Raw genomic sequence first — 14,827 nt, 5'->3', positions numbered from 1 at the left:
TTCCATTCATACTCGCTTCGGCGATGACCATAAAAAACGCAGCGTCCATTGCTTTGGACACTGCGTTTTATTAACCACTCTATGTTTTGGTCGAAGGCGCGTTTCGTCCTGCCTTCCGCTTGTCTATCGTTTTCTCAATCCGAGTTTTACTGGATCATTATAACGAAACGCCACCCTTTTCGAGCAGTTCTCTGACCGTTACGCTGACCATAATCAGTCCGGCCACTGGCGGAACAAATGCATTGCTTGCCGGAGGCTGCTTCGCTTTCCGGATTTCAGGGGCATTCTCGGGTACGATCTTCTCCGTAACGTCCTGGCGGGGTTTCATCGGCTCCTCTAGTGAGAATACGACCTTGACCCCTTTCTTGATGCCGTCTTTGCGCAGCTTGGTGCGTACGATACGGGCAATCGGATCCATGGACGTTTTGGAGATGTCGGCTACCTGGAACTTCGTGGGGTCCATTTTGTTGGCTGCCCCCATGCTGGAGATGATAGGAATCCCGCGCCGCAGGCATTCCTTGATCAGATGTACTTTATAAATGATCGTATCCGACGCATCAATCACATAATCCAGATCGAATTTAAACAACTCTTCATACGTCTCTTCGGTGTAGAACATGTTCAGGGCGATCGCTTCACATTCCGGATTGATCAGTTTGACACGTTCAACCATCAGGTCTGCTTTCTTCTGACCTACCGTGGTCGTTAGGGCATGGATCTGCCGATTGATGTTGGTGATATCCACAACGTCTTTGTCGATCAGAATGATACGGCCTACCCCGGAACGGGCGAGGGCTTCCACCGCAATGCCTCCCACGCCGCCGATACCCAGCACGGCTACCGTGCTGTTCTTCATCACTTCAAGGCCCTCAGGACCAATGGCTAATTCCGTACGGGAAAATTGGTGCAGCATAATTCAAGCAACCTCCTTTATCAAGAACAACGGACTTATTTCTCGTCGCCCGGTTTCTTGGCGAGTTTGATATGCAGCTGCTCCAGCTGTCCTCCGTCCACCTGGGAAGGAGCGTCCATCAACAGATCTGTTGCGCTTGCCGTTTTCGGGAACGCAATCGTTTCACGCAAGTTCGTGCGTCCGGCAAGCAGCATCACCAAACGGTCCAACCCAAAGGCGATTCCGCCATGTGGAGGAGTGCCATACTCAAACGCGTCCATAAGATAACCGAATTTGTCATGCGCCACTTCCGGCGACATACCCAGAGCCGCAAACATTTTCTCTTGGATCTCGCGTTTGAAAATCCGCATGGAACCGCCGCCTACTTCGTATCCATTCAGAACGATGTCGTAAGCTTCCGCACGCACGGCAAGCGGATCCGTATCCATCAATTCCAGATCTTCGTCTTTTGGACGGGTGAACGGATGATGCTCGGCCACATAGCGCTTCGCCTCTTCATCATAGCTGAACAGCGGGAAGTCCAGCACCCAAGCAAACTTGTACTCGTTGTCGTTGATCAGGCCAAGCTGGCGTCCGATTTTCAAGCGGAGTGCGCCCAGGACATCGGCAACCACTTTTTTATTGTCTGCGGAGAACAGCAGCAAGTCGCCATCTTCGGCTCCCGTACGTTCTCTTACCGCTTCAATTTCCTGCTCGCTGAAGAATTTCACGATAGGTCCTTTGAACTCGCCTTCTTTCACTTGAATCCAAGCAAGCCCCTTCGCTCCGTAACGGGCTGCATATGGCCCCAGATCGTCAATTTCCTTACGTGTCCAAGTCCCGCAACCTTTAGCGTTCAAACACTTCACTTCGCCGCCTTTTTCAATAACGGAAGAGAATACTTTGACCCCGCTGTTAGCAACGATATCGTTCATTTCGATCAATTCCAAACCGAAGCGAAGATCCGGTTTATCGGAGCCGTATTTGCCCATCGCATCGGCATAACTGATACGCTGGAATGGCGTTGCAAGTTCAACGCCGATGGTTTCCTTGAACAACTTCACCATTAGCTGCTCCATCATGTTCAGCAGGTCGTCGCGTTCCATGAAGGACGTCTCGATGTCGACCTGGGTAAACTCAGGCTGACGGTCAGCCCGCAAGTCTTCGTCACGGAAACAGCGTGCAATTTGGTAGTAACGTTCAAGCCCGCTCACCATGAGGAGCTGCTTGTAAATTTGCGGAGATTGTGGAAGTGCAAAGAATTCACCTGCGTGCACACGGCTCGGTACGAGATAGTCACGGGCGCCTTCCGGCGAGCTCTTGGTCAGAATCGGCGTTTCCACATCCACAAAGCCCTCGTCGTCGAGGAAGTCGCGGAATACTTTAGACGCTTTGGAGCGCAGCATCAGCGTTTTTTGCATCTCTGGACGACGCAGGTCCAGATATCGATATTTCAAGCGAAGCTGCTCATCCACTTCCACGCCGTCTTCGATAAAGAACGGAGGTGTTTTGGCTGCATTCAGCACTTCAATGCTTGTCACTTGGACTTCGATTTCGCCAGTAGGCAGGTTCGCGTTGAACGTTTCAGGATCACGCTTTACGACTTTACCGGATACGGCCACGACGAATTCGCTGCGGACCTTATCGGCAACAGCCAAAGCTTCGCCGGAGAAATCCGGGTTAAATACGATTTGCATGATGCCGCTGCGATCGCGAAGATCGATGAACAGCACGCCTCCCAAGTCGCGGCGGGTCTGTACCCAGCCGTTCAGTGTTACAGTTTCTCCAATGTTCGCGGTTGTCAGGTGACCGCATTGATGCGTCCTTTTCATCGTTTATCATTCCCCTTTAATATTATTAAGTCGCTTCATGCGACGATTAAACCAATTCTTGTACCAGACGATCCAATTTAACTGTACGCTGTTCGCCGGTTTCCATCGACTTCAGGGCAATTTCTCCGCGCGCCAGTTCGTCATCACCCAAAATGGCGGTATAACGAGCTTGCAGACGGTCGGCGGATTTCATCTGGGCTTTCATTTTCCGGCCGAGGTAATCACGTTCGGCTGCTACGCCATTGCTCCGCAGTTCGTAGATCAATTTTGCCACTTCCTGCTCGGCGGCTTCACCCAGCGCCACCAGATAGACATCCAGCGGCTTGGCGGCTGACAGATTAACACCTTGATGCTCCAGGATCAATAGGATTCGCTCAAGACCAATCCCGAACCCGATGCCCGGCTGATCCGGTCCGCCGATCTGATCGACCAGTCCGTTGAACCGTCCTCCGCCGCCTACCGTATCAATTGCGCCGATGCCCTGGGCCTTGAATTCAAATGCGGTATGCGTATAATAGTCCAATCCCCGAACAAGTCTTGGATTGATCTCATACTCGATGCCCATGGCGTCCAGGTACCCTTTTACTTTCTCAAAATGTGTGCTGCATTCCTCATCCAGGCTGTCCAGAATCGAAGGTGCATCACCGAACTTCCCTTGGTCCTTCTTGCAATCCAGCACGCGCAGCGGGTTGCGTTCCATGCGTGACTGGCAATCCGAGCATAGGCTCTCTTTCATAGGTTCCAGGAAAGCAAGTAATGTACTTCGGTAAGCTGCCCGTACCTCTGGCGTCCCTACGGAGTTAATCTCCGCTTTTACGCCGTTCAGCCCAAGCTCCTTGTAGAAGCTGTAACCCAGCGCAATCACCTCAGCATCAATAGCCGGATCTGCAGTCCCGAACACCTCTACGCCGAACTGGTGGAACTGGCGGTAGCGTCCCGCCTGTGGGCGCTCGTAGCGGAACATGGGGCCCATGTAGTACAGCTTCGTGACGTCAGGCTCTCCATACAGCTTGTTTTGCACGTAAGCCCGGACGACGCCTGCCGTTCCTTCTGGACGGAGGGTCATGCTGCGATCGCCTTTATCCCTGAACGTATACATTTCCTTTTCTACGATGTCGGTGGTTTCGCCCACCCCGCGTTTGAACAACTCGGTCTGTTCAAAGATCGGTGTGCGAATTTCGCGGTAGTTGTATCTCCGGCACAAATCCCGTGCCTTCTCCTCGATAAACTGCCATTTCTCGACGGCACCTGGCAGGATGTCCTGCGTGCCTGTCGGTTTCTCGAATTTATCGTTTGCCATCTTCATCCCTCTTTCTAAGGAGTCATTTCGCAAAAAGTCGTGAAAACTAAAAAATCTCCCGCCCCGCTGTCTTAAGACAACAGGGACGAGAGATATTCATATAATCACCCGTGGTACCACCCACATTCCGGCGTCGACACACCATAAATCAGTGCATTCAATCATCCGCTTCATCCGTTTAACGCCCGGTCGCGCAGTTCGGCTACTGTCTATCCCACCGGTCAACCGGTGCTTGCTTCGCCGTCTGTTCTCGGGGAGGTCATTCGTCCACTCATCAAGCGAATCCTTACAGCCAAGGGATTCTTCTCTGGTCTTGTGGGGATGGAGTACTTGTTCCCGTCATGAAATCCATTATTCATAAATATAGTATACCCAAAACATTATATTTTTAGATTCTAATGAACTACCACACTAAAGTCAAGAAACTTTGTAGAAATTGCCCGAAAAAAGAAAAAAACCTACAAACCACGTTGTAGGTCCAAAACATATATTATATAAAAAAGGGGGTCATGCTGTTATTATAAACAGGGAATATTAAAGGAACATTGAACAAACATTACAGTTATGTTACAAGCGAGAAAGCGCTTTTAATAAATGAACCGCAAAAGGCTGCTCCATCTGCGGAACAGCCCTTTTGTGTACTAATGAATATGCCCTATACGAATGATAATCTCCAACTTCTTAGGGAATCCAAACGCCTGTCAGGCATTTTCCGTCAATTAATCAAATCGCTCCACATAAGCGTTATTCGCCCGCAAATCATGTACGATCTGATCGTAATCCTCGTCCCTTACCTTAACGGACAGCGTATATCTCAGATCATCATAGTCCCGGTCCGTCACGTCCGCTTCGCGCCATGCGTCGCCCAGCGTATCATCGCCGTGTGGCCGATCTTGCGCTTTATCGCGGCTGTCATCGGCATCCCGTGATCCCACGATGACCCCCGGAGCCCCGACGACTCCGCCTGGAGCTCCCATCGTTGTAGCCCCTGCAGTTGCTCCACCCGTGCCGGAATTACCCCATGGCACCAGCGGCACGAGGATATTGCCCCCACCTCGAACCGGATCCTGAAGCTGTCCCACCTCCAACTGCTCTGTGTTGTACGTTAACAGCCTCGTCCTTGCGCCTTCAGCGTCGTCTTCCGTTCTGAAATAAGCTTGAATTTGTCTAGACATGTCCATTCCTCCTTTTTTCAACCCACTTGTTTGAAAAACCGGTATAACATGGACAACCATATAGCATACAACTACTCACTTCTTACAATGCCTTTAACAGCTCACGCACGAAGGCTGGCTCGTCTTTCGGCGTCCGGGAAGTAATGAAATTGCGATCCACGACGACTTCCTCATCCTTAAAGTTTGCGCCTGCGTTTACCATGTCATCCTGAAGCGGAGGATAGGAAGTGATCGTACGTCCCTTCAGCAGGTCGGCACTTGCCAGAATTTGCGGCCCGTGGCATATTGAGGCAATCGGTTTGCCTGCCTTGTCCGCTGATGCAACAAACTGCAATATATGGGAATCCAGACGCAAATTTTCCGGAGAAGAGCCGCCTGGAATAACCACCGCATCATAATCGTTTATATTGACGTCGGCAATGGCTTTATCCGTAGTATACGATGCCTTGCCCTGTTTACCCTTTACCTCTTGTCCTTGTTTCAATCCAATAATATCAGCTTGATGCCCCGCTTCCTTCACGGCATCATAAGGAGTTTTCATCTCGGAATCTTCGAATTGGTCAGCTAGTAGAAATGCAACTTTACTCATCTGGCATATCTCCTTTCATGATTGTCCTCGATTTGTTATTACCCTGGAATGCCTTTTTTATAACAGCGGAATGAACGGAAGCCCCATGATCTACACCATTGGAGTTACAAGTCATAACAGGGAATCTTAGGACTCCCAACTTATGAGTGAATTAAAAAAGAGCCTGAAATGTTCTCAGGCTCTGCTATGTAGTCACCAGAAGTGACTCAATACGCTATCCTATTTAGTTCTACGATCTCGGCAGCTGCTTCCGGATATGTCCTTTTACGCTGATGAGTCGTACAGGATCTTCAGAAGCTGTAACCATGCGTTCTGTGCTCACTGCTTCCCTAATGTCTCCGGACCCGACCATCGTAGGCAAACTGCTCCATATGGAAAATTTGGGAGGTTGACGCATAACGAACGCAGCTCCTTTTGTTGTGTGAATACCTAACAAGCCTTTGTCCACTCAGGATGCCCCATCTCTCCAATATGATGCATGCTGCCCGTCTTTTTTAACCGTTTAGGATCTACTGTCAATGATCAGGGTTACCGGTCCCCAATTGGTTAGCGACACGTCCATCATAGCTCCGAATACCCCGGTCTCAACCTGTAACCCCTTCGCTAAGAGCTCGCGGTTAAACGATTCGTAGAGTGCATTCGCTTCATCCGGTTTGGCGGCAGCCATAAAGTTCGGACGTTTTCCCTTGCGGGTATCGCCATAAAGCGTAAACTGGGAAACCGATAGAATGGCTCCGCCCACGTCCTGGACGCTAAAATTCATTTTTCCATCCTCATCCTCAAAAATTCGCAGCCCCGCAACCTTCTCGGCAAGGTATTTGGCATCCTTCTCTTCATCCTCGTGCGTCACCCCTACCAGCACCATCAATCCCGCTTCAATCTTGCCTACGATTTCATTGTCAACCGTAACTTGCGCATGCTTACATCTTTGAATAACCACTCTCATAGGTTTAGCTCCTTCTTTTCTATAAGAAAAATGTCTATCGATGTACTCTCTAAGAAGACAGACCGCGTTTATCGGTAGTTTTTCTTGCAATATCAGGCAGCAGATCCTCCGAACTCTATACTCTGATATCTTAAAATAAAACGGCCTGTCTCCCGCAGGATAACAGACCGCATTCGTATAATCATCCGAGACTGTTCATGTCCATGAAGTCCCGGAGTCCGTTAACCACGGGAGCCGTGCCATCATTGCTATCACTGCATGATTCGATGAACGGTATATACATCCTTCACCCGCTTGATTCGTTCCACAACGGAATGGAGGTGATCCGTATTGCGGATCAAAATCGTCATGTGAATCATCGCCATTTTGTTCTTGTCAGATCGGCCGGTCACTGCGGAAATATTCGTCTTGCTCTCTGATACCGCTTGAAGAACTTCGTTTAACAGCCCGTTACGATCATGGCCTGTCACTTCGATATCGACGCTGTAATTGGCCTCAACGGCCGTTTCCCATTCCACCTCGATTACGCGTGCGGCCTCCTCGCCTTCATCCATGGTCGGCAGATTGGCACAATCCGAACGGTGGACCGATACGCCGCGACCGCGGGTAACGTAACCGACAATATCGTCGCCGGGCACGGGATTGCAGCATCTCGCAAAACGCACAAGCAGGTTATCGATCCCCTTAACGCGTACGCCGTTCGTCGGACGGCTTCGTTTCTCCGCCGGCTTGATTTCCTTCATCTCGGAAGTCAATTCAAGCTGATTCGCTTCCTCCTGCTCCTTACGGAGCTTCTCGGTCACTTTGGTACAGATCTGGGCGGCAGTGATCCCGCCAAAGCCAACCGCGGATAACATATCCTCGATATCATTAAAGGCGAATTTCTTGGCCGCCTCCATTAATTTATCATCGGTCGTCCACTCGGACACCTCAAGACCGAGGCGCTTGATCTCGCGCTCCAGCATATCGCGGCCCTTCTCCACATTCTCTTCCCGTTTCTCTTTCTTGAACCACTGCTTGATCTTACTCCGGGCATGGGAGGATTGGGCAATCTTCAACCAGTCCTGGCTAGGACCGTACGAATGTTTCGATGTTAAAATTTCCACGATATCGCCGGTCTTGAGCTGATGATCCAGCGGAACAATTCTGCCGTTGACCTTGGCACCAATGGTCCGGTTTCCTACTTCCGTATGAATTCGGTAGGCAAAATCGAGAGGGACGGAGCCTGAAGGAAGTTCGATTACTTCGCCTTTTGGCGTAAACACAAATACCAAATCGGAAAAAAAGTCCATCTTCAGAGATTCTACAAACTCCGAGGCATCCTTCGTCTCATGCTGCAGCTCCAATATTTCACGGAAGAACGTCATCTTGTTATCAAAGCTGCCTCCGTTGCCTGCGGAACCTTCTTTATAGGACCAGTGAGCCGCGATACCGTACTCCGCCGTACGATGCATCTCCCAGGTCCGGATCTGAACCTCTGTCGGTTCCCCATTCGGTCCGACCACCGTCGTATGAAGGGATTGATACATGTTCGTTTTGGGCATGGCGATATAATCTTTAAAACGGCCAGGCATCGGCTTCCACAAGGTGTGGATGATGCCAAGCGTAGCATAACAATCTTTAATATTGTCCACAATAATGCGAATTGCAAGAAGATCATAAATTTCGTTGAATTGTTTGTTCTTCACCGTCATTTTCTTAAACACACTGTAGATATGCTTCGGCCTGCCGGATAAGTCGGCTTGTATACTCATCTCGTCAAGCTTCTCACGGATACAGACTATGACATTATCGATATACTGCTCTCGTTCAGCCCGCTTCTTGTGCATCAAATTCGCAATGCGGTAATACTGCTGCGGGTTCAAGTAACGAAGAGCGATATCCTCCATCTCCCACTTGATCGCGGAAATACCTAGACGATGGGCGATCGGGCAAAAGATCTCTAGCGTTTCATAGGAAATACGGCGCTGGCTTTCCTCGGACTGATACTTGAGCGTGCGCATATTATGAAGCCGGTCCGCCAGCTTAATAACGATCACCCGGATGTCCCGGGCCATCGCGATAAACATTTTACGATAATTTTCGTTCTGCTGTTCTTCTTTGGATCGGAATTGAATACGTTCCAGTTTCGTTAATCCATCCACCAGCAGTGCGCAGGTATCTCCGAAGCGCTCGCGGATCTGCTCGAGCGATACGGTTGTATCCTCAACGACATCATGAAGCAACGCAGCAATAATAGACAACGTGTCCATCTGCATATTCACCACGATGTCTGCAACCGCAAGCGGATGAAGAATATAAGGTTCTCCCGATTTCCGCACTTGTCCGTGGTGGGCTTGCTCCGCAAATTCATAAGCTTCCTGGATGCGGAGAAGATCGGGTTCTTTTATATAGGCGCTGGCCTTTTCGAGTAATCGCTCTATGCCCATTTTGGAGTCCTTCTCTTCCCTTTCTATATAAAATGGAACCCGCCCTTGTCAAAACGTGCAGGTTCCCTCGTGATTGTTTTCCTATCATTATGACGCTTGTGACGTTATACGTCAACATGTCGAGCGTTCAGACACTTATAGTATGCCCGTTTCCGGCTCGGAGACATCAAAACTTGACACCAATTGGATATTTTGACGAACTGTAAAAATTATTGTTGAAAAAACGAACGATTGTATTTAATCTATTAAAGATCGTACGCGAACGGTCCTATATTTAAAGTCCTAAGAGGAGTGAAATGGTTTGCAACGAGAAATTCAAGTTGATGAGAAACTTCCGTTTGGTCCAGGTTTCCTTCTGAGCCTGCAGCATTTGTTTGCCATGTTCGGAAGTACGGTGCTTGTACCGAACCTATTCGGTGTGGATCCCGGCATGATCCTGCTGATGAACGGTATTGGTACACTGCTATACATTTTTTTATGCAAAGGGAAGATCCCGGCATACCTCGGCTCAAGCTTTGCCTTTATCTCTCCGGTTCTGATCGTGCTCGCCAAAGATCCGGATGCCAACTATGGCAAAGCCTTAGGAGCCTTTATCGTTACAGGAGTTATCTTCTGCGTGGTAGCTCTCATCGTTAAATATGCGGGTACCAAATGGATCGACTTTGTATTCCCTCCAGCGGTCATGGGTGCCATCATTGCAATGATCGGGCTTGAGCTTGTACCGGTTGCAGCAGGTATGGCTGGTTTTTTACCAGAAGAGGGACAGTCCATTGATCCGAAAATCATTACGATTTCGCTCGTGACTCTTGGTGTCACCGTATTCGGGGCCATCCTGTTCCGCGGCTTCTCCAAAATCATTCACATTCTGATCGGGATTGTTGTCGGTTATGCTCTGTCCTTCGCTCTAGGCGTGGTAGACACAGAGAAAATCGCGAACGCGAGGTTCCTGTCGGCTCCGGAGCTGACAACCCCGGTATTCGATAACGGGGCGATCTGGACCATCATTCCGGTTGCCCTCGTTGTTATCGTGGAGCACATCGGGCATTTGCTGGTAACAAGTAATATCGTGGGCAGAGACCTTTCCAAAAACCCTGGCCTGCATCGCTCTCTTCTGGCTAACGGTATATCCACCATTCTGTCAGGATTTGTTGGCTCCACACCAAATACCACCTACGGTGAAAATATTGGTGTCATGGCACTCACAAAGGTATACTCGATATTCGTAATTGCTGGAGCAGCCGTTATTGCGATTGTGCTTTCCTTCTCCGGCACGTTCTCCGCTGTTGTAGCCAACATTCCTACCCCTGTAATGGGCGGCGTATCACTGTTGCTGTTTGGGGTTATCGCAGCTTCCGGACTTCGGATCTTTGTTGAGCAAAAGGTCGATTTCTCCAAGGCAAGCAACATGATCCTGGCTACGTTGGTCCTGGTAACAGGGATTAGCGGCGTAACCTTGAAGTTCGGTACCGTCGAGTTGAAGGGTATGGCCCTGGCTACCATTGTAGGTGTCCTCATGGCTCTCCTCTTCAAAGTCTTCGAGATTACCGGGCTCTCCAATGAAAAAAATGATGAGCCGCTCGTAGAGAAAACGCCGGATTGAAAGTAACACCCCTATCCCCAATCGAAAAACGCCCTGAGCTGGTTGCTCAGGGCGTTTATTATTTCCCGGGAAAATCAGGAAGATTGTTGTCGATTACTCGTATTGCATCAATGTAAATACTTCGATTCCATCCAGCTTCGAACGGCCATTGAGATCCGCCAGCTCGATCATGAATGCAGCTCCAACGACGTTTCCGCCCAATTGACGGATGAGGTTAACCGAAGTCGCAATCGTACCGCCTGTTGCAAGAAGATCATCCGCAATCAATACATTTTGACCCTTCTCGATCGCATCGGTATGCATCGCCAAGCGATCTTTTCCATATTCGAGGTCGTATCCCACTTCAATCGTTTCATAGGGAAGCTTTCCGCTTTTGCGAATGGGCGCGAATCCTACTCCAAGAGCATAAGCCAGCGGAGCACCCACGACAAATCCACGAGCTTCGGGACCAGCTATCACATCAATTTTAAGATCGGATACCAAGATCTTCAATTCTTCGATGGCTTTGCGATACACCTCACCATTCTTCAGCAGTGTAGTAATATCTTTGAAGCTGATCCCCGCCTGCGGAAAATCGGGAACAACACGAATATAATCTTTAAAATCCAAAATAATCTCCTCCTGTATAGTTGCGGTTAAGATACGCCTTTTGTGCGGGACATCATCCATTGGGTTAACTGTTCGGTACCGGCATGCAGCAAATGCTGCTCCATATCCGCCAAATCGCTTAGCTCACGGAAGTGACGGGAAGCGTCCAGCGGTTTTTTCTCCGGCTTCGGTATAAAGGTAATCTGTCCCTGGACACGCTGGATGAACGCCAGTTCCTCAAACACATCCAGTACTTTGAGCAGCATGCGTGTAGATAAGGAAGTCTGCTTCTGCAGACGTGCTACAACCTCATTCTCCGACATGGAAGAGGACGTCATCCCGGCAAGTGAAACGTACAGCTTTTTAAACTGTTCGCGGTCCGGAATTTGCAGACGTTCGTGCAGGTTCCGGGTCGGATGCAGCATGAATATATTGGGAACGGAATGGAAGGCTGACATAAATGCATCCAGTTGTTCAGCCGTTTCCGGTACATCCAGTACGAACAAAACGGAAATATCTTCTTGACTGTTTTCAGCAATATCATTATCCGGCATGATGCCAGCATTCCTATCATATACCCAAAGGCACATATCATACAATTGACTTTTTATTTCCGGATGTGAATCTTTTGCGTACACCACGGCCGACCGAACTGCAGGGCAACGCAGATGCGGCTCCAGCTCCGCTCTCCACCTCTGAATTTCCTGTAACGGCTCTTTGATCCCGCGGTAGTCAAACACCTGTTGATAAGGAGCGCAGATATCCTGAATCATGAGCTGTACTTTACGACTCCCGTTCCATTCATTCACGGAAAGCTCACCAAGCACATCCACAGCCGTGCCTACCGGCAATATATCGGCCAGATGCCCCCATCCGAATGAGATCGCATCCATAACCTCACGCTTCTGCTGCAAACGAAGCTTTAGATGTTTTCCTTCTTTGCCGATTTTACGAACTTCCTTTATGACAACATCCCGGAAAACGATCTTCGGCACGGCATTCGCCATGCCAAACGGACTTAACTGTTCAATCTGTTCAATAACGGACACCGATACCTCCGACAAGCTGGCCTCCAGGTCCGCTTCACAAATTGCGACCAGATGCTCTTCTTCGAGTGCTTCCTCAGCATATCGATATAGTCCCTGTTCAAATTCCTCCAATCGATCTCGATGGAGGCTCATGCCCGCTGCAGACGGATGTCCGCCAAAATGGTCCATGACGTCCTTGCAGGAGTGTAGAGCCGCATAAATATCAAATCCCGGAATTGAACGGGCGGAGCCTTTACAGTTCCCCGTCTCGGGATCAATCCCGAGGATAACGACTGGCCTGTAGAATCGCTCCAATATTTTGGATGCCACGATACCAACCACGCCAACATTCCAGCCTTCACCCGCCAATACGATGACAGGAGGAACCTCCTGTCCTCTCCAGCGGTTTTGAACCATGCTAAGCGCTTCCTGGACGATGTTTTCGACCACTTGCTGCCGATCCTTGTTCAGCCCATCCAGTTCCCAGGCAAGCCGTTCCGCTTCATCACGGTGTTCTGTTGTAAGAAGCGTAACGGCACGGCCTGCATGATCCAGACGGCCACTGGCGTTAATCCGTGGTGCCATGGAGAATGCCACATTTACGGCAGTCACCTGCTCCACATGGATCCCCGATACCTCCAGCAAGCATCGAATGCCTTCATACCTTGTATTCCGCATTGATTCGATTCCGTGCTTCACAAGCACCCGATTCTCCCCCGTAAGCGGCATCAAGTCCGCAATGGTCCCGATGGAAACAATCTGAAGCCATTCCTCCGGTGGTTCTCCAACGAGAGCCTGTGCCAGCTTGTAAGCTACGCCTACGCCTGCCAACCCCTTAAAGGGATACGGGCATGTAGGGAGTTTCGGGTTGATCAGTGCATAAGCTTCTGGCAGCACTTCAGGCGGCTCATGATGGTCCGTGACAATTACGTCGATGCCAAGGCTATTGGCATATGCAATTTGCTCGACTGCACTAATTCCAGTATCTACGGTAATGACTAGACTGACCCCTTGCTGATGGGCCCAATCCAGCGCGTGATTATGTAAACCATAACCTTCATTGGATCGGTGTGGTATATAAATATCATAAGATGCACCCAAGTAGCGCATCAGATGAATCATCAATGACGTGCTGGAAACACCGTCTGCATCATAATCGCCATAGATCAGAATATGTTCCCGATCCTCCAAAGCTTTACGAATACGCGGGACAGCCTCTTGCATCCCCTGCATGAGATAAGGGTCATGCGTCAGCTCAAACGTTCCATATAGAAATCTCCGTCCATCCTCGGCTGATTGTATCCCTCGTGACGCCATGAGTGAAGCCACCATGGGTGGCAGCGACAAATCCTGGGCCAGCCTATCGGTGATCGATGACTCTGCCGAGCGTATTCTCCATTCATATTTGGAATACAGCACAGGGACTCACCTTCCTTTTCCTGCCTTTTTCCTGTTGACTTACAACTGTTAGCTCCAGACGCTACTGCGGCAGTGTCGGCATATCGTTGTCCATTAAGTCATAGTTCGATTTATATGGATAACCCGGTTCATAGGGTACCACGTGAACCTTGGCATCCGTAACCTGAATAAAGCGATGGGTTAACAGTTTCCGGATTCGCTCGGCAATCTCTTGAGCCTCCAATACGGACGTCCGCGGATTCACGGTAATTTTCACTTCAATGTTCACATGACGGATCTGCCCGTATTCCTGAACCTTCAGTTCCTCGATCGTGATCACGCCATGCACTCGCTGAATCGTATCCATGAAATCGGCTTCGTGCTCATGCCGCTTCTCTTCCACGAGCGTTCCATAAACGGAATGAACGATTAGTATATACCCTTTGCGGATCACGAGACAAGCCACAATCAGAGCCGCAACCGAATCCATATAGAGCAGGGGTGTCCATTCAAAATAAGAGCCCCCCATAGCTAGTGACACGCCGATTAATACCGTTAGCGAAGAGTACAAGGCAAATCGATGATCAGCGGACAGCACCTCATACCGGGGATCCTTGTTTCTTTTTATCTGCCGACATTGGTACTGAAACACCGCTTCATTCACAGCGAGTGATATGAAAACAGCAAGCAGTGCCGATTTGGTTGGCGGCTCCAGGTCGCCTGATGCCATGGTTTGAATCGCGGATACCGCAATTTGAATACCGCCCATGATCAATAAAACGGCAAATAGAATCGAAATCACGGGCTCCGTCGTGTCCGAAACCTTCCGTTTGTCCCGAATGGAGCTTTTATTGCCGAATATACCCAGGCTCGGTAAACGATCCACCAATAAAGTCACGGCATTTGCCGCAGAATGCAGAGCATCTCCGATTAGAGCCTTACTGCCGGATAAATATCCGACGATCCCTTTACACAAGGCTAATGCAAAATCCGTTACAATGCCTGTCCAAAGGACAGTCTCCGTATGATTCAAACGTTCATTGCTCACTT

11 protein-coding genes are annotated in these 14,827 nt (G+C 49.6%); 1 reads left to right on the top strand and 10 read right to left on the bottom strand.

The genetic code is table 11. From position 1 onward, the window contains the following. Positions 1 to 157: 157 nt before the first annotated feature. From MKY48_RS08390 to MKY48_RS08360, 7 genes are all read right to left on the bottom strand, one after another. Positions 158 to 913, bottom strand: coding sequence for a tRNA threonylcarbamoyladenosine dehydratase (locus MKY48_RS08390; RefSeq protein WP_098742591.1), 756 nt, complete (start codon positions 911 to 913; stop codon positions 158 to 160). Positions 914 to 948: 35 nt separating this feature from the next. Beyond that, on the bottom strand, positions 949 to 2,724 hold the full coding sequence (aspS, locus tag MKY48_RS08385; RefSeq protein WP_076320448.1) for an aspartate--tRNA ligase: 1,776 nt from the start codon (positions 2,722 to 2,724) through the stop codon (positions 949 to 951). A gap of 46 nt (positions 2,725 to 2,770) precedes the next feature. After that, entirely contained in the window at positions 2,771 to 4,024 is a 1,254-nt protein-coding gene (gene hisS / locus MKY48_RS08380) for a histidine--tRNA ligase (RefSeq protein WP_339271640.1), read from the bottom strand. Positions 4,025 to 4,743: 719 nt separating this feature from the next. After that, a complete protein-coding gene (locus MKY48_RS08375; protein ID WP_339271638.1) occupies positions 4,744 to 5,199 on the bottom strand; it encodes a hypothetical protein in 456 nt (151 codons plus the stop codon). Positions 5,200 to 5,281: 82 nt separating this feature from the next. Next, positions 5,282 to 5,788: a type 1 glutamine amidotransferase domain-containing protein gene (locus tag MKY48_RS08370; RefSeq protein ID WP_100535766.1), complete on the bottom strand. Its 507-nt coding sequence runs from the start codon at positions 5,786 to 5,788 to the stop codon at positions 5,282 to 5,284. 502 nt (positions 5,789 to 6,290) lie between these two features. Next, positions 6,291 to 6,734: a D-aminoacyl-tRNA deacylase gene (gene dtd / locus MKY48_RS08365; RefSeq protein ID WP_076320444.1), complete on the bottom strand. Its 444-nt coding sequence runs from the start codon at positions 6,732 to 6,734 to the stop codon at positions 6,291 to 6,293. A gap of 251 nt (positions 6,735 to 6,985) precedes the next feature. Beyond that, a complete protein-coding gene (locus MKY48_RS08360; RefSeq protein ID WP_339271635.1) occupies positions 6,986 to 9,163 on the bottom strand; it encodes a bifunctional (p)ppGpp synthetase/guanosine-3',5'-bis(diphosphate) 3'-pyrophosphohydrolase in 2,178 nt (725 codons plus the stop codon). A 301-nt stretch (positions 9,164 to 9,464) separates the two neighbouring features. Between MKY48_RS08360 and uraA the strand changes: the two genes are divergently transcribed. After that, positions 9,465 to 10,763, top strand: coding sequence for a uracil permease (gene uraA, locus MKY48_RS08355; RefSeq protein WP_339271633.1), 1,299 nt, complete (start codon positions 9,465 to 9,467; stop codon positions 10,761 to 10,763). A 93-nt stretch (positions 10,764 to 10,856) separates the two neighbouring features. Here uraA and MKY48_RS08350 read toward each other — a convergent pair whose 3' ends face one another. From MKY48_RS08350 to MKY48_RS08340, 3 genes are all read right to left on the bottom strand, one after another. Next, on the bottom strand, positions 10,857 to 11,372 hold the full coding sequence (locus MKY48_RS08350; RefSeq protein ID WP_076320441.1) for an adenine phosphoribosyltransferase: 516 nt from the start codon (positions 11,370 to 11,372) through the stop codon (positions 10,857 to 10,859). 26 nt (positions 11,373 to 11,398) lie between these two features. Further along, positions 11,399 to 13,798 (bottom strand): single-stranded-DNA-specific exonuclease RecJ, encoded by a 2,400-nt coding sequence (gene recJ / locus MKY48_RS08345; protein ID WP_339271630.1) that lies wholly within the window; start codon positions 13,796 to 13,798, stop codon positions 11,399 to 11,401. 61 nt (positions 13,799 to 13,859) lie between these two features. After that, complete coding sequence (locus MKY48_RS08340) at positions 13,860 to 14,825, bottom strand: cation diffusion facilitator family transporter (protein WP_339271629.1); 966 nt, start codon at positions 14,823 to 14,825, stop codon at positions 13,860 to 13,862. Positions 14,826 to 14,827 lie beyond the last annotated feature (2 nt).

It is taken from the genome of Paenibacillus sp. FSL W8-0187 (assembly GCF_037969755.1).
GTDB lineage: Bacteria > Bacillota > Bacilli > Paenibacillales > Paenibacillaceae > Paenibacillus_AQ.
This window is presented reverse-complemented; position numbering and strand designations above follow the sequence as displayed.

Coding starts and splice junctions, on each gene's coding strand:
- MKY48_RS08390 (WP_098742591.1), bottom strand. CDS start 913: ATGCTGCACCAATTTTCCCGTACGGAATTAGCCATTGGTCCTGAGGGC.
- aspS (WP_076320448.1), bottom strand. CDS start 2,724: ATGAAAAGGACGCATCAATGCGGTCACCTGACAACCGCGAACATTGGA.
- hisS (WP_339271640.1), bottom strand. CDS start 4,024: ATGGCAAACGATAAATTCGAGAAACCGACAGGCACGCAGGACATCCTG.
- MKY48_RS08375 (WP_339271638.1), bottom strand. CDS start 5,199: ATGTCTAGACAAATTCAAGCTTATTTCAGAACGGAAGACGACGCTGAA.
- MKY48_RS08370 (WP_100535766.1), bottom strand. CDS start 5,788: ATGAGTAAAGTTGCATTTCTACTAGCTGACCAATTCGAAGATTCCGAG.
- dtd (WP_076320444.1), bottom strand. CDS start 6,734: ATGAGAGTGGTTATTCAAAGATGTAAGCATGCGCAAGTTACGGTTGAC.
- MKY48_RS08360 (WP_339271635.1), bottom strand. CDS start 9,163: ATGGGCATAGAGCGATTACTCGAAAAGGCCAGCGCCTATATAAAAGAA.